The 15,008-nt window shown below is 44.2% G+C and carries 13 protein-coding genes and 1 pseudogene; 8 read left to right on the top strand and 6 right to left on the bottom strand.

The window, feature by feature from the left end; all coding sequences use genetic code 11:
* Positions 1–160 precede the first annotated feature (160 nt).
* The 5 genes and pseudogenes from bamE to nadK form a co-directional block, all read right to left on the bottom strand.
* Complete coding sequence (bamE, locus tag OQJ86_RS19230) at positions 161–520, bottom strand: outer membrane protein assembly factor BamE (protein WP_038868775.1); 360 nt, start codon at positions 518–520, stop codon at positions 161–163.
* A gap of 251 nt (positions 521–771) precedes the next feature.
* The gene (locus OQJ86_RS19235; RefSeq protein ID WP_265989289.1) at positions 772–1,254 is read right to left on the bottom strand and encodes a GNAT family N-acetyltransferase; all 483 of its coding nucleotides are present in this window, start codon (positions 1,252–1,254) and stop codon (positions 772–774) included.
* Positions 1,255–1,275: 21 nt separating this feature from the next.
* Positions 1,276–2,940: a DNA repair protein RecN gene (recN, locus tag OQJ86_RS19240; RefSeq protein WP_039975384.1), complete on the bottom strand. Its 1,665-nt coding sequence runs from the start codon at positions 2,938–2,940 to the stop codon at positions 1,276–1,278.
* Between the two features lie 168 nt (positions 2,941–3,108).
* A pseudogene (locus OQJ86_RS19245) lies at positions 3,109–4,286 on the bottom strand (DUF3103 domain-containing protein).
* A gap of 241 nt (positions 4,287–4,527) precedes the next feature.
* Complete coding sequence (gene nadK, locus OQJ86_RS19250; RefSeq protein ID WP_038868771.1) at positions 4,528–5,412, bottom strand: NAD(+) kinase; 885 nt, start codon at positions 5,410–5,412, stop codon at positions 4,528–4,530.
* A gap of 145 nt (positions 5,413–5,557) precedes the next feature.
* On the opposite strand from nadK, the gene grpE reads away from it, so the two are divergent.
* From grpE to dnaJ, 4 genes are all read left to right on the top strand, one after another.
* Positions 5,558–6,154, top strand: a complete 597-nt coding sequence (gene grpE / locus OQJ86_RS19255) for a nucleotide exchange factor GrpE (protein WP_038868770.1) — start codon at positions 5,558–5,560, stop codon at positions 6,152–6,154.
* A gap of 421 nt (positions 6,155–6,575) precedes the next feature.
* On the top strand, positions 6,576–7,850 hold the full coding sequence (locus OQJ86_RS19260) for a dicarboxylate/amino acid:cation symporter (RefSeq protein WP_265989293.1): 1,275 nt from the start codon (positions 6,576–6,578) through the stop codon (positions 7,848–7,850).
* 325 nt (positions 7,851–8,175) lie between these two features.
* Positions 8,176–10,092, top strand: coding sequence for a molecular chaperone DnaK (gene dnaK, locus OQJ86_RS19265; protein WP_038868767.1), 1,917 nt, complete (start codon positions 8,176–8,178; stop codon positions 10,090–10,092).
* A gap of 201 nt (positions 10,093–10,293) precedes the next feature.
* The gene (gene dnaJ, locus OQJ86_RS19270; protein ID WP_038868766.1) at positions 10,294–11,442 is read left to right on the top strand and encodes a molecular chaperone DnaJ; all 1,149 of its coding nucleotides are present in this window, start codon (positions 10,294–10,296) and stop codon (positions 11,440–11,442) included.
* Between the two features lie 89 nt (positions 11,443–11,531).
* Here dnaJ and OQJ86_RS19275 read toward each other — a convergent pair whose 3' ends face one another.
* The gene (locus OQJ86_RS19275) at positions 11,532–11,969 is read right to left on the bottom strand and encodes a type IV pilin protein (RefSeq protein ID WP_038868765.1); all 438 of its coding nucleotides are present in this window, start codon (positions 11,967–11,969) and stop codon (positions 11,532–11,534) included.
* A gap of 103 nt (positions 11,970–12,072) precedes the next feature.
* On the opposite strand from OQJ86_RS19275, the gene OQJ86_RS19280 reads away from it, so the two are divergent.
* From OQJ86_RS19280 to OQJ86_RS19295, 4 genes are read left to right on the top strand one after another with little or no spacing between them, the layout of a single operon-like run.
* Complete coding sequence (locus tag OQJ86_RS19280) at positions 12,073–12,588, top strand: GspH/FimT family pseudopilin (protein ID WP_038868764.1); 516 nt, start codon at positions 12,073–12,075, stop codon at positions 12,586–12,588.
* An 11-nt stretch (positions 12,589–12,599) separates the two neighbouring features.
* The gene (locus OQJ86_RS19285; protein WP_039975391.1) at positions 12,600–13,226 is read left to right on the top strand and encodes a PilW family protein; all 627 of its coding nucleotides are present in this window, start codon (positions 12,600–12,602) and stop codon (positions 13,224–13,226) included.
* Entirely contained in the window at positions 13,226–14,521 is a 1,296-nt protein-coding gene (locus OQJ86_RS19290) for a hypothetical protein (protein ID WP_265989297.1), read from the top strand. The genes OQJ86_RS19285 and OQJ86_RS19290 overlap by 1 nt, the downstream gene beginning before the upstream one ends.
* Complete coding sequence (locus OQJ86_RS19295; RefSeq protein WP_265989299.1) at positions 14,511–14,930, top strand: type IV pilus modification PilV family protein; 420 nt, start codon at positions 14,511–14,513, stop codon at positions 14,928–14,930. Before OQJ86_RS19290 ends, OQJ86_RS19295 begins: the two co-directional genes overlap by 11 nt.
* The last annotated feature ends 78 nt before the right edge of the window (positions 14,931–15,008 follow it).

A 15,008-nucleotide genomic window follows, 5' to 3' on the forward strand; every position in this document is an offset into this window, starting at 1 on the left:
CTGAATGTGTCATCTTAGTGTTTCAATGAGGAATACTAAGTGCTCAGATCGCACACACGTGAAAGAGTTCAAAAAAATCCCCAAACTACAAGCTTGGGGATTTGTGTATAAGAGACAGCCGACGAGGAGGCTTTGAGAATTCTGTGAAAATAAAGACGGGCTACTGAATCTTCTCGTAAAAGGCATCACTTTTCGGGTAGTCGCCAGTCAGATCGGCTAACGTACCTTGGTCATTGAATTGAACAACCAGATCTTTTTGCACAGGTTCACCGTGCCCAGGAGTGTGATGGTAAATGTAGTACCAAGTATTTGGGTAGCCATTTTCAACCAACATAGGCGAACCAAGAACGTAGCGAACTTGTGCTTTAGTCATCCCAAACTTTAATTTATCAACCGCACTTTGTTCTACATAGTTGCCTTGGTTGATATCAATACGATAAACCAGTTTTTCCAATACCGAACATCCTGTCAGCAAAGTCATTGCTAATGGTACGGCAACTAACCACTTCTTTAATTGCATAATAATTTCTTAGTAACCTTTAAAATACTGCGCTGATAATAAACAAGCTCGACGCAGATGTAAAAAGCTATGCGTCGTATGGTAGAAAATCTGACAACGAATTTTGAGTTGAGTTGCATTTATTCGCTGATATTAGACGATAACTGGCGGAACATGACTCATCAAGCATGTTGTGTGCTTTTTATGATATGGGATTTAAGAGATCGCCTGCAATATTTCGTGAGGGCGACTACTGTTGGTCGTGCGTTGCATTATTGCGGGAGGGAAAATGCTTTGAGCGTTTCACCTTCAAACCGATAATATTCTTTTTCAACAAGGTGTGCTGCACCTATGGAGCGGTAAAATTGACCAGCGATAGGATTGGTGTTTTCTGCTGTCCAATCAAGTCTTTGGCAACCCGAGGTAACTGCTAGGGTCGCTAAATGTTTCATTAGTTGAATACCAACGCCTTTTCCTCTCGCGATTGAAGAAACGAAGAGATCCTTCATGTACATTTGGCCGGAAAGTTTAGGGGCAGGGTACATCACTGTGTAAGACGCAAAACCAATAATAGAGTCGTGCTCATAAGCTGCGATGATTTTGATACTAGAATGCTCAGAGAAGACTTGGTGCTTTAGATAGTGCGTCAATTCATTCTCTGATGCGGCGTCCTCTTTGAAGTAATAGCATTCTAACTCAATAAAAAGAGGGACGAGCTCTAAACAGTTTTCTTTGTTGACGGCTTTGATATCCATTTCTCATCCCTTGTTGAATGGTTAAGCCGCGATGAGTAATTCTTTTGCGTTGGCTAATGTTGAGTCGGTAATTTGGCTTCCGCCCAATAAACGAGCGAGTTCTGCCACACGTTGTTGTTCATCTAGGGCATGCATTTTTGTTTCGGTTTGCCCACTCTTGGTGTGTTTAGCAACAAACATTTGTTGATGACCACAGCCAGCAACTTGCGGTAAGTGGGTTACACACATCACTTGAGTCGACTCGCCTAACTTGCGCAGCATCTTACCGACAACCGCAGCCGTTGGGCCGCTGATACCGACATCCACTTCATCGAAGATCAAGCTTGGCGTATCCACTTTTTGTGCGGTGATAACTTGTATTGCTAGCGAGATACGTGATAGCTCACCACCTGATGCGACTTTAGCGATAGGTTGTAATGGCTGACCTGGGTTGGTTGAGACCAAGAAACACACACTGTCCATACCCAATGGAGATGGGTGGAGGTTTTCGTTGTTTACCTCGATGCTGAATACCGCTTTCTCCATGCTCAATTCGTGCATGCTTTGCGTGATAAGTTTGTTCAGCTCTTTTGCGTAACGGCTACGTGACTTGTGCAGCTTCTCTGCTTGAGTTAAGAAGCTTTGGTATTTCTGTTCTACTTCTTGAGCGAGTTCATCCAGACGCTCGTCAGAGCAATCTAATGCTTCGATTTGTGCAAGAAGATCTTGGTGATGTTGGTATAGCTCATCGGGCATAACATGGTGTTTGCGAGCCATCGACATCACTTTTGAAAAACGTTCTTCGACATAAGCCATGCGACCGGGATCGACATCAATGCCATCTAGGTAGCTGCGAAGTTCGTTTTTGGTTTCTTCTAGCTGGATCATTGCCTCTGCCAGCATGTTTGGCAATTCAGCTAACTTCTCATCCAATTCGGCTAACTGGATTAGGGAGTGATTGGCCGATTGCAAAATACCAAGCGCATTGACTTCTTCACCTTCGTAAATAAGTTCGAGGGCTTGCTGACAGGTAGTGGCGAGTTCACCACTATTGGACAGTCGTTTGTGCTCTTGCTCGAGCTCTGCGAATTCTTCTTCACCTAGCGATAACTCATTCAGTTCTTTAATTTGGTATTCAAGCAACTGTTTTTGGGCCTGATTTTGCTGGCTGTTCTCTTTTAGTTGCTTAAGGTTGTTGTCTGCTTGACGCCAATGCTGGTAAGCACTGCGTGTGCTTTTTAGTAGGTTTAAATGTCCAGCATATTGGTCCAGCATGGCCATTTGATGCTCGCTCTTCATCAACTGATGATGCGCGTGCTGTCCATGGATGTTGATCAATAACTGCCCAAGAGATTTGAGTTGTGAAAGAGGGACTGGGCTGCCATTGATAAAGGCTCTAGAACGGCCTTCTTTCGTGATGATGCGACGCAAGATACATTCGCTGCCATCCAGCAGGTCGTTATCTTCTAGCCAACGCGTTGCGTGTAGATTGTTGTCCAGTAAAAAGGCGGCGCTGACTTCTGTTTTCTCTTCGCCTTGTCGTACCATGCCTGCATCGGCACGCCCGCCTAAACAAAGACCTAATGCGTCAATTGCAATAGATTTACCTGCACCTGTTTCACCAGTGATGGTGGTCATGCCCTTTGAAAGCTCGAGCTGTAAAGACTTAACAATCGCAAAATTATTAACACTTAGATGAGCCAGCATTTTTATTTACCTGTATAACTGAACAATACTGTATAAGAAAACAGTATATACTGTTTCTTTATACAGTAAAGGTGGCTGCTGGATTTTTTGTAGGAAGAAGGTATTTTTTGTGATGGTGAAGAGAAAAATAGGCCGAGCAAATGCAACGACCTATTAAAATTGAACAAGTTACGGTCGAGTTGGGTTAATTGTGAGCGGCTCAAACGTTGCCACAGCATTAACCCCTGATCCAGGATGGTCGACATAGGAAGTGTCTTGCATCAGGGTGTAATACACATCGACAAAATCGTCATCGTTAGTGAGTGCGCCATCCGGAATCGCATCGATAATTTTGTTGGTGATCTGAGGAATAATGGCATAGGCCTGAACTTCGGGATCTGGAATTGTCTTCAGGACTTCTTCTGCAACCTGAACAAGCAGTTTGGCTAACTGTTTGTAATCGGTGCCGTCATCTTGCTCCATTAAGACGATATCCGCCGCCCCCCAACGGTAACGAGACCAGTGAATGATGATTTGGTTGGGTAAGTAGGTGGTGTTGTCGTAATCCAAATAAGGTAGCTCGACGAGATCCAAAGTGGGTTCATCACGCGTAGGGTTTACACCTGTGACAATGGCGTACATTTCAGCTTTTCCTGAAATCCAAGGCTCTTGGTCATTGGCAAGACGAATCTTCTTCAAAACCGTAGCTTGAATTGGTTGAGGTGTACTTTCTGTGTGGGAGAAAAGAGATTTTTGAGCCTTTGCGATGTCAGTCATATAGGGTTGGACCATGGTTGCTTGCCCATTTCTGCCTGCATAGCCTGTAGCCCAGCTTTTAGCTCTGCAGAGCTGTTGCTGTCGACAACCAATACAGGCACGTCTGGAAGTTGATAGACATCGAGTTGGTGGACTTGGCCATAAACATCGTAAGCTTCGATGTAACGCCACTGCTCATCATCCCCTGTTGGTTCGAAAGCAAAGAGTGGGTCGACGGTCCCTTCTTGCCACACGCCGAGCATTTCTTCATTTGCAAGTCGAACTTCAAGCAATTGATCGGAGTATTCAGAGATGCCTTTCCACGCTCGAATTTGTGTATCGGCTTGTATGAGTTGTTGGCTAAATGCTGATAAAGGTTTCTGTTCGACGAATGAGGAAAGGGGGACATTAATGTGTTCGGCAGTGATGTCTTTGCGCAGCATGGGTTCTATGTTGGCATAACTTTCGCTGAGTTGCAGAGCTAGTGTCCGCTTGGTATTCGAGATGTCCTCGGCTTTTGCGTTTGATATATCGGTAACCTTTGCCTCCTCAGATTGACAGCCAGCAAGCGCTAACGTACTGAGAACGGACAATATCATTGTTTTTTTCATAATGTGCCCTTTGAGATAATAAGTATGAATTAGAGTTTATGTTCTATTCATACTGAGAATATCATCAGTCGGACACCTTTCAATTTGAGCTCAGAATTTTGTATAAATTTTACCCACAAGATCAAGTTTTATAAAATTAAATTTAACAAGGAATTAATCTGTGTCGCCTTGGGTGGGCGATGAAATTGGAGTTAATGAGAGCATAGAAAAAAGGTTGATGCCTTCACATCAACCTTTCTTGTTAAAACAATTTGCTTGACCAACCGAGCTTGTTTCTTAGCACGTGGTAGTAGCTGTAGTCTTTTGGGTGGATCAGTTTAAGTACATTCGGGCTTTGATAAATATGAACTTCATCGCCTGGAGAAACCGGTAGTGAAACTTGTCCATCACAACTGACTTCTTGCGTACCGCGGTTTTCTGGTGACACGATCAATTTAATGCGTCGTTTTCCATCAACCACCAAAGGACGGCTTGAAAGAGTGTGAGGAAACATAGGTACCAAAGAGATTGCATTCAAGCTTGGCGACAAGATAGGACCACCACCGGAAAGGGAATAAGCGGTTGAACCTGTTGGAGTTGAAACGATTAAACCATCGGCGCGCAGCGAAAACGCAAAACTGTCATCAATGTAAACTTCAAACTCGATCATATGTGCGACTTGACCAGGGTGAAGTACTGCTTCATTTAGGGCGGCATTGTGGCTTTTAATTTGGCCATGACGATGCACTTCGGCCTCAAGTAAAAATCGCTCTTCTTCAATATATTCGCCATTCAGAACGGCTTTCAATGCCGTTTTGAAATCATCGGGGTTAAGGTCCGTTAGGAAACCAAGGTTACCTCGGTTCACACCGATCACTGCGACATCAAAGCGAGATAAAATGCGAGCTGCGCCTAACATGTTGCCATCGCCTCCAACGACAATAGCAAGATCGGCGTTTTTACCAAGTTCCACTAGGCTGGCAAATTGATTTTGTGGAATATCGTCTAAAATTGCAGCAAGGCGGTCATCGATAAACACTTGGTAACCTTCAGAGGTTAACCATTGGTAAAGCTCTCTATGAGTTTGAATAGCCTGCTGATCTCGAGGTTTTCCGATAATCGCGATCACGTTACATGGGTTTTTCATAGCATTTCCGCATTAAAGAGGCTTGAATCAGGAATCTTCATCCCCATAATAATGGCAAGTTACCTAAATATGCGAATTTTAATGTGGTTAGAGCCCGCAAAACGTGCGTAAGCTTTGAGGACATTATGTTGATTCTGGAGATATCATGAGCAACGAAGAAAACAAAGTTACTGAAGCCGAGCTTGATCAGATCATCGAAGAGGCTGAGAAAGTAGAGGCAGCAGCTCAAGAAGCAGAAGCTGAACTTGAAGACATTGGTGATGAAAAAGACGCTAAGATTGCTCAACTAGAAGCAGCACTTCTATCAAGTGAAACGAAAGTGAAAGATCAGCAAGATGCCGTTCTACGTTCTAAAGCAGAAGTAGAAAACATGCGTCGCCGTACAGAGCAAGAAATTGATAAAGCGCGTAAATACGCTTTGAACAAGTTTGCTGAAGAGCTTCTTCCTGTTATCGACAACCTAGAGCGTGCTATCCAAGCTGCTGATGCTGAGCATGAAGTGGTTAAGCCAATTCTTGAAGGTGTTGAGCTAACGCATAAGACGTTTGTAGACGCAGTATCGAAATTTGGTTTGAAAGAGATCAATCCAGAAGGTGAAGCTTTCAACCCTGAATTCCATCAAGCGATGTCTATCCAAGAAAGCCCTGACCATGAGTCAAATACCGTTATGTTCGTAATGCAAAAAGGTTACGAGCTAAACGGTCGCGTGGTACGTCCTGCAATGGTTATGGTTGCAAAATAATTCAGTAACCTACTGATATATATTTATTTAAATGCCTACTGGTTCTCAGTGGGCATTTTTGTTTCAAACATTGTCATTCTCATATTCACTCCTCTGAATATGAGCTAAATTTCGAAATTTGATCCTCTTCAAACTTTTTCCTATTGGCAAATAATTTTCCTATAGGAGATATTCTCTCTTTATCTTGCTTACTTATGGGATGCTGTGTCTATAAGTACCTGTTATGACTTGTCTTCAAAATAAAATTCTGAATATCAATCTAGAACTGGTGATTTACTTTTAATGTTAGTTATTAACATTCTTGTAAAGAAAGCCTTTATTTTGTAACTCCGATGTGTATTATTCGCGAGGTCTGCCGTAAAAATTAGCAGATGTAACTATAAAAATATAAATAGCAAACACAACATTTCGGAGATTTATGATGGATAAATCGCTTTCTAGTAAGATTTTTATCGGCTTGTTCGCCGGCCTCGTGCTGGGTACAGCTATTCAGTACTTATTTAGCGGTATTGCGATTTTTGATACCTATATTCTAGGTGCAGCAGAAGGTGCGGGCGGCATGTTCGTTTCGCTGATTAAACTTCTGGTTGTTCCTCTGGTTTATGTATCAATTGTATGTGGCATTGTGGAACTTAAAGACATTCGTTCTTTTGGTCGCTTGGGTGGTAAAACTTTTACTCTTTACATTTTAAATACCGTCGTCGCGATCATTGCTGCTCTTACTGTTGCTATGATTGTTCAGCCTGGTGCAGGTGCAAACCTTGCGGGTACGATTTCTGATTCTGTGGCGCTTAAGTCAACAGAAACACCAGACATCTTCTCTATGGTTGTGAACATTGTTCCAAGCAACCCTGTACAAGCGTTTGCAAATGGCGACATGCTACAAATCATCTTTATGGCAATTCTGACAGGTCTTGCAATTCAAGCGCTTGATTCAAAAGGCGGCCCTGCGGTTCGTACTTTTAAGATGGCGAACGAAATCATGATGAAACTAATTGGTCTCGTAATGAGCTTAGCGCCATACGGTGTATTTGCTCTGATGATTCAACTTGGTGCAACCTTGGATGCGGGTACGCTTGCATCAGTAGCCGGTTACGTTGCTCTTGTGGTTTCAATGCTAGTGCTTTGGATCTTCGTGGTTTACCCTCTAGCGGTTCAAATGTTCACGGGTATTTCTGCGCGCGAGTTCTCTCGTAAGACGCGTGAACAAGTGTTGTTCTCTCTATCTACAGCAAGTTCAAATGCGACGATCCCAGTAACGATGCGTACTCTTACTGACAAGATTGGTGTGTCTAAGTCGGTAGCTGGTTTTGGTGTACCACTAGGTGCAACTATGAACATGGCAGGTGCTTCAATCTACATCGCAATCGCAGCGGTATTCTGTGCAAACGCGTTTGGTCAGCCTATTGCGGTATCTGACCTAGTGACTCTAGGCTTCACGGTTCTGCTACTGTCTATCGGTGCTGGCGGTGTTCCTGGCGGCGGTGTAGTGATGGTTGGTGTTATCCTTCACCAATTGGGTCTACCACCAGAAGGTCTAGCAATCGTTGCAGCGGTTGATCGTATTAACGATATGTTCTGTACATCATCTAACGTAGTCGGCGATACAGCAGTAAACACGATTGTTGCTAAGTCTGAAGGCGAGATTGGTAAAGAAGAAACCGTGGATGCTGAACCAGCACAAGCGAGTGCGTAATTCTTAATCGCTCACTTAATCGAATTCACAGCGAGGTCTTAGGGCCTCGCTTTTTCTTTTTAATAGACGCTTCGCTTCGGGAACGGACTTCGTCCTATGGAACGCTGCGCTCCGAGATTCGAGAATCCCGCCTCCACCTTTTGCACAACTTTTTTCAATTTTTTTTACTCTTTCCCTTGAAAAGCCATTTGCAGCCCTTATCTATTGGGCATAAGAGAAGCAAACATAATTATTTTTGTTTGTGAGCAAGGGTTGAAACCCGATTCTACGTCCCCACATAGGGGATATAGCAAAACGAAAATAGAATTTATTCGGAGATAGCCTGATGGGTAAAATCATTGGTATTGACTTAGGTACTACTAACTCATGTGTTGCTGTACTAGACGGCGACAAACCTCGTGTAATTGAAAACGCTGAAGGCGAACGCACAACGGCATCGGTTGTTGCATATACCGATGGTGAAACGCTAGTAGGTCAACCTGCAAAACGTCAAGCGGTTACAAACCCAACTAACACGCTATTTGCAATTAAGCGTCTAATTGGTCGTCGCTTTGAAGATGAAGAAGTTCAGCGTGATATCGAAATCATGCCTTACAAAATCGTTAAGGCTGACAACGGTGACGCTTGGGTAGAAGCGCAAGGCCAAAAAATGGCTGCTCCTCAAGTTTCTGCTGAAATCTTGAAAAAAATGAAGAAAACTGCTGAAGACTTCCTAGGTGAGGAAGTAACTGGCGCAGTTATCACAGTTCCTGCTTACTTTAACGATGCTCAACGTCAAGCAACAAAAGACGCTGGCCGTATCGCAGGTCTAGAAGTTAAACGTATCATCAACGAACCAACAGCGGCTGCTCTAGCATACGGCCTAGATAAGTCAGGCGGCGACCGCACTATTGCGGTATACGACCTTGGTGGTGGTACATTCGATATCTCTATCATCGAAATCGATGAAGTTGAAGGCGAGAAAACTTTCGAAGTTCTAGCAACTAACGGTGACACTCACCTTGGTGGTGAAGACTTTGATACACGTCTAATCAACTACCTAGTTGACGAGTTCAACAAAGAGCAAGGTATCAACCTTAAGAACGATCCACTAGCGATGCAACGTGTTAAAGAAGCAGCAGAAAAAGCGAAAATTGAGCTTTCTTCTACTTCTCAAACTGACGTAAACCTACCTTACGTGACTGCAGACGCGACTGGTCCTAAGCACATGAACGTGAAAGTGACTCGTGCGAAACTAGAATCTCTAGTTGAAGACCTAGTACAACGTTCTCTTGAGCCACTAAAAGTTGCTCTAGCTGACGCTGACCTATCTGTAAACGACATCACTGACGTAATCCTAGTTGGTGGACAGACTCGTATGCCTATGGTTCAAGCGAAGGTTGCTGAGTTCTTCGGTAAAGAAGCTCGCCGCGACGTAAACCCTGATGAAGCAGTAGCAATGGGTGCTGCAGTTCAAGGCGGTGTACTTGCAGGTGAAGTAAAAGACGTACTTCTACTAGACGTAACACCACTGTCTCTAGGTATTGAGACAATGGGCGGTGTAATGACTAAGCTAGTTGAGAAAAACACAACTATCCCAACTAAAGCTAACCAAGTTTTCTCTACAGCAGAAGACAACCAGAACGCGGTAACAATCCATGTTCTTCAAGGTGAGCGTAAGCAAGCGTCATACAACAAGTCTCTAGGTCAATTCAACCTAGAAGGCATTCAAGCTGCGCCTCGTGGTATGCCACAAATCGAAGTAACTTTCGACCTAGATGCTGACGGTATCCTTCACGTATCTGCGAAAGATAAGTCAACAGGTAAAGAACAGAAGATCACTATCCAAGCTTCTGGCGGCCTAAGCGACGAAGACATCGAGAAAATGGTTCAAGAAGCAGAAGCTAACAAAGAAGCGGACAAAAAGTTCGAAGAGCTAGCGGCTGCACGTAACCAAGCTGACCAAATGATTCACGGTACTCGTAAGCAAGTAGAAGAAGCTGGTGAAGCACTACCTGCAGATGAGAAAGAGAAGATTGAAGCAGCTATCGCTGAGCTTGAAACTGCTCGTAAGGGTGATGACAAAGAAGCAATCGATGCGAAAGTTCAAGCGCTTATGACTGCAGCTCAAAAGCTAATGGAAATCGCTCAACAACAAGCTCAAGCTCAACAAGCACAAGGTGCTGACGCTGATGCTCAACAGTCTAAAGAAGACGACGTAGTTGATGCTGAGTTCGAAGAAGTTAAAGACGACAAGAAATAAGCTTTCTTAACTAGTCGACTACGGTCGCCTAGAGTCGATAAGACTTTGTGTACGGGCGTTTGGGGTAACTCTTACGCCCGTCTGTTTGTCAACGTTGTCCTTCTAGCTAAGTATTTTGCAATAAGTGCACTTAGCTAGAATGATACAAACACCAAGCGGTGAATCGATGCCGTTTGCAGTAAATAATTGGTGACGAAGAACATGTCAAAACGTGATTTTTACGAAGTATTAGGCGTAAGCCGTGATGCCTCTGAGCGCGATATCAAAAAGGCGTACAAGCGTCTAGCGATGAAATACCACCCAGACCGTAACCAGGGTGATGAGTCTGCTGCGGACAAGTTTAAAGAAGTAAAAGAAGCGTACGAAATTCTAACTGAGCCTCAAAAGAAAGCGGCTTACGACCAGTATGGTCATGCGGCTTTTGAACAAGGCGGTGGCGGCTTCGGCGGCGGCGGTTTTGGTGGCGGTGGCGCTGATTTCGGCGACATCTTCGGTGATGTATTTGGTGATATCTTTGGCGGCGGCCGTCGTGGCGGTGGTCAGCAGCGAGCACAACGTGGTGCGGACCTGCGTTACAACATGGAACTGTCGTTAGAAGAAGCCGTTCGCGGTGTTTCTAAAGAGATCGAAGTGCCTACGCTAGTCCACTGTGATACCTGTGATGGCAGTGGCGCGAAGAAAGGCTCAACGGCTGAAACTTGTGGCACCTGTCATGGCCATGGTCAAGTACAGATGCGTCAAGGCTTCTTTGCAGTTCAACAAACCTGTCCTACCTGTCATGGTAAAGGCAAGATCATCAAAGACCCATGTAATGAATGTCATGGTCAAGGTCGCAAACAGAAAACGAAAACGCTTAACGTTAAGATCCCAGCAGGTGTTGATACTGGCGACCGTATTCGTCTATCTGGCGAAGGCGAAGCTGGAGAAATGGGCGCACCAGCGGGTGACCTATATGTTCAAGTTCATGTAAGAGAGCACCATATTTTCGAACGTGAAGGTAACAACCTGTACTGTGAAGTACCAGTAAGCTTTGCAATGGCAGCACTTGGTGGTGAAGTTGAAGTTCCTACGCTAGATGGTCGTGTGAACCTTAAAGTACCGACAGAAACGCAAACTGGCCGTATGTTCCGTATGCGTGGTAAAGGTGTGAAAGGCGTTCGTGGCGGCGGTGTTGGTGATCTAATCGTTAAGCTAGTGGTTGAGACACCTGTTAACCTAAGCTCTCGCCAAAAAGAACTGCTTAAAGAGTTTGATGAGTCTTGTGGTGGTGATGCTGCGACTAAGCACAAACCAAAATCTGAAGGCTTCTTCAACGGCGTGAAGAAGTTCTTTGATGACTTAACTAGCTAATTGCTGACTAAGTTAAAATTTAATAAGAAGCCCGCATCAATGCGGGCTTTTTCGTATCTGTTTTCTTGTCGCCAGAGAAGGCGGCTTGATCAGTTCCAGCACTCGCTTGGCGATTCAATATTGGTTGAAGTGAGTGTTATTTTTTTATCTTGGTCGCTAGGAAAGCAACTGTCCCCATCTTGCCCACGATCAGATTTCGCGGTTGCCGTAATTGTGTATGCCACTGTTGCTGAACTTGCGACAGCAAAGGAGAAACGGTCTGTGTCCGAATCGCAGATCGTACAACTACCTCCAGATATAATCCCGCTCCAGTCATAGCCACCGTTGTAAGATGTTTCGAGCTCCAACTGAATGCGGCTAATATCACTCAACGCGACCGTTCTATGCGATGTGATCGTATGACCTGAGTAAGATGGATAAGCAATAGCTGCAATGATCCCAACAATCACGACTGCAATCAGTAATTCGATCAATGTCATCCCTCTTAATCGTCTGTTGTATCCGTTACAACTAGAAATTCGAATCATGACGAGTAGTTCCCTTTTCACTTTTCCGACTATTTTTCTCAGGTGATAGCATCTGTGCAAGATGAATTACGGCCCTCTCGCCGTTTGCATAGGAATTTGGGAAATGCCTCGCGGGTTTACGTTACTGGAGCTCTTAATCACCATTGCTGTAATGAGCATATTGTTAGCTGCTGCGGCACCATCTTTTCAAAATGTGTTTGAAACCAACAAAATGCAGCGATTAGCAGATGAGCTGCATGGTTTTGTTATTCAGGGGAAATCTGAAGCAGTATTGCGTCGTGAGCGACTTTGGGCGCATATCATCATGTCTGGAAACTCATCGAGCGATGGTGATTGGCGCATTGAATTAACTGACAATGGAACCGAAGGTGCTGGGACCGTATTATTTTCTTTTTCTGGCGTTCCCTATGACGGGATAGTCGTCACACCTAGTTATTCGTCTGGTCAAATAAGCTTTGATGATGTTCATGGTCGCCCTTCTTCGGGCAATATCCAATTCTATCCGGTTGGAGAATCTGCAAAAGCGCTTAAGCTTATTTCCCACACACTTTCCGCCCGTGTTCGAGTATGCAGTGATAACAACTCAACTGAATACTTTGGCTATTCCACTTGCTCTTAGTAAGGGTTGATATGTTAAAGCAAAAAGGGGCGAGCCTCGTTGAGTTTATGATTGCGTCCTCTTTGGGGCTCATTTCTCTCGCTATTGTTGGTTCGCTGTATATCAGCGGTCAAAAGGCTGCAATGGAGCGCTCCAAGGAACTGATGCTATTGCAAAATACAGCCAGCGTTTTACAGATGTTGAGGAACGACATTCAACGCGCTGGGTTCGATGGTATTGATGGTAACTCCGTGAAGATTTCAGGAGCCAGTAATACTATCTACACCCTTGATGCTCCGGGTATGGGGTTGATTGCTTACGCCTACAATATCGGGGTTTCCGGAGCGACGGCTTTGTATAAAAACGTTGTATATGAACAACGCGTCGATACACCAGAATCTCTGTTTGTATGTGAAAAAAAACAAACAACGATCTGGAGTGTAGCTGATGTCATCGCTCTATCTGGAACGGGATCATGTAACACGCTTTTTGATAAGAAAGCGATTCATGTGAATCAATTTACGTTGGCCGCGGCTACGGTAAAAAATACCGACGCCGAGACTGCAATGGTAACGGTTACGTTAGGGACAGAGTTAAAAGATGCGACTGATATTCGAACAGAGCAGTCGTTTACAGTGAAGCAAAGGAATTGGCAGTAATGAGAAAACAGCAAGGTGCCGCCGCGTTATTGGTCGTCAGTGTGTTGCTTGTTGCAGCGCTGGTGATGTCACTAGGAAGCTATAAATCCCTTTTTTATCAAATTAAGCGAGCAAACAACCAAATTGAAGCTCGACAAGAACATTGGTTAGCTGAGGGGGGATTAGAGTGTTTCTATTCTTTAGTTCAAAGTACAGGTGATGTTTCTTCTGCAACGTCACTAATTTCAAACCGATGTGAAACACCGTTAGACCTGCATCAACTAACTTTAGAACCCGACAATAAGGTGCTAAGTCAGCCCGTTGCGAGTTCTAGTCGAACCATTGAAAAGCAACTAGTTCTATCTCGTGGAAGAGCTTCTGGAGCACTAAAAAGTAGCACTGATTTATATGTGAATGGCAGCTCTGCTTTTTCGACACCAGATCCTGGAGAGTTAGTCGGTAGTGGGTGGGAATGTGTGGCTATTCGCTATAAAAATGCTTTCCATTCTCGAGCTGGGGCGACTAATCAAGGGGTTATCCATGGCTCAGCGCCTTATGCAGATTTTGTTCACAACAACATAGATTGTAAATCTGAGCATAAAAGTGTCACTGCTTCTGACTCTGGCTATGGTGAGGACTTTATTCAAGATGCAGATCTAGAGCCATTTTTCGACATTTTTAGAGAGCAGCGTAGTAATTGGGATTCTGTGAAATCTGACTGGGGTTTTACTGCGATTGATTACGATGATTCAACCAATCAAATTGTTACCGATTGTGGAAAGAAAGTTGGGGAGCAAATTTCAGCAGGTAAAACTCATATTTGGGTGACTGGGTCCTGTGAGTTTACTTCCTCGAAAAAGAATAGCTCTGGAGGTTATGAGAATGATTCTGATGGGGTACCAATCAAAGGTGGCATTGATTATCTCAACGAAGCCTTTGATGCAACAGGAGAAGCTCCAATATTACTCTTGGTTCAAGATGGTATCTTCGCTGTACATGGCTCTATGACTTTCCCCGGTATGCTTTATCAACTCACAACCAACTCACTTACAGGGTTAGATACACATTGGGATTTATTCGAGGCCAAAGATCACTTTGGAGATGCGGCTAACTTTCCCACGCTTGCTTTAGATAAAGTCGTTTACCTCCAACGCGGTTCCTTTAGTTTTTCGGGTGGACAAGTGTTAGATAGCCCTGGTTATAGTGCTTATTTTGTTAACTCTCTAAATTTTGCATACAACCGAGATAACATCGATGAGGTAGTTGATCCGATTATTAACTTCCGTTGGAAAAAAGGCTCTTGGAATGATCTCTAAACAACAAGGTTTTAGCTTAATCGAAGTGCTGATTTCTTTTCTGCTATTGGGAATCGGAGCGCTTGGTCTAACAAAGTTGCAAATCTACATGGAGCGTAAATCAGAATATGCTATCCACAGTATTGAAGCGCTGCGTTTAGCTGAAAATCAGCTCGAATGGTTTAGGACTCGCGGGGCTTCTGATGCGCTTTCTACCATCTCTACCATCTCTACCGCTTCCTTTGCTTCGATTGCAACAGGATCTTCTGCTACGGGAGTCTATACCGTGGAATGGGAAGTTCCGGCGGCGACAGTCTCTGGATCATTGAAGACCATCATTGTGACCTCCAGCTGGCAAGACCGCATGGGGGAGACGCAATCCCTTGAGTTGAAAACAATGATTTCGCAGTACAGTGAATTCGAAAACTAACGATTTTGTATTTTTCTCGTCATTACCTTTGTCGTTAACATTTGTGCTTTTTATTGCTGTTTTTGGTAGTTAATAGGT

Source organism: Vibrio sp. Sgm 5, from assembly GCF_026241575.1.
Classification (GTDB): Bacteria; Pseudomonadota; Gammaproteobacteria; order Enterobacterales; family Vibrionaceae; genus Vibrio; species Vibrio jasicida.

Coding starts and splice junctions, on each gene's coding strand:
- bamE (WP_038868775.1), bottom strand. CDS start 520: ATGCAATTAAAGAAGTGGTTAGTTGCCGTACCATTAGCAATGACTTTG.
- OQJ86_RS19235 (WP_265989289.1), bottom strand. CDS start 1,254: ATGGATATCAAAGCCGTCAACAAAGAAAACTGTTTAGAGCTCGTCCCT.
- recN (WP_039975384.1), bottom strand. CDS start 2,940: ATGCTGGCTCATCTAAGTGTTAATAATTTTGCGATTGTTAAGTCTTTA.
- nadK (WP_038868771.1), bottom strand. CDS start 5,412: ATGAAAAACCCATGTAACGTGATCGCGATTATCGGAAAACCTCGAGAT.
- grpE (WP_038868770.1), top strand. CDS start 5,558: ATGAGCAACGAAGAAAACAAAGTTACTGAAGCCGAGCTTGATCAGATC.
- OQJ86_RS19260 (WP_265989293.1), top strand. CDS start 6,576: ATGGATAAATCGCTTTCTAGTAAGATTTTTATCGGCTTGTTCGCCGGC.
- dnaK (WP_038868767.1), top strand. CDS start 8,176: ATGGGTAAAATCATTGGTATTGACTTAGGTACTACTAACTCATGTGTT.
- dnaJ (WP_038868766.1), top strand. CDS start 10,294: ATGTCAAAACGTGATTTTTACGAAGTATTAGGCGTAAGCCGTGATGCC.
- OQJ86_RS19275 (WP_038868765.1), bottom strand. CDS start 11,969: ATGATTCGAATTTCTAGTTGTAACGGATACAACAGACGATTAAGAGGG.
- OQJ86_RS19280 (WP_038868764.1), top strand. CDS start 12,073: ATGCCTCGCGGGTTTACGTTACTGGAGCTCTTAATCACCATTGCTGTA.
- OQJ86_RS19285 (WP_039975391.1), top strand. CDS start 12,600: ATGTTAAAGCAAAAAGGGGCGAGCCTCGTTGAGTTTATGATTGCGTCC.
- OQJ86_RS19290 (WP_265989297.1), top strand. CDS start 13,226: ATGAGAAAACAGCAAGGTGCCGCCGCGTTATTGGTCGTCAGTGTGTTG.
- OQJ86_RS19295 (WP_265989299.1), top strand. CDS start 14,511: ATGATCTCTAAACAACAAGGTTTTAGCTTAATCGAAGTGCTGATTTCT.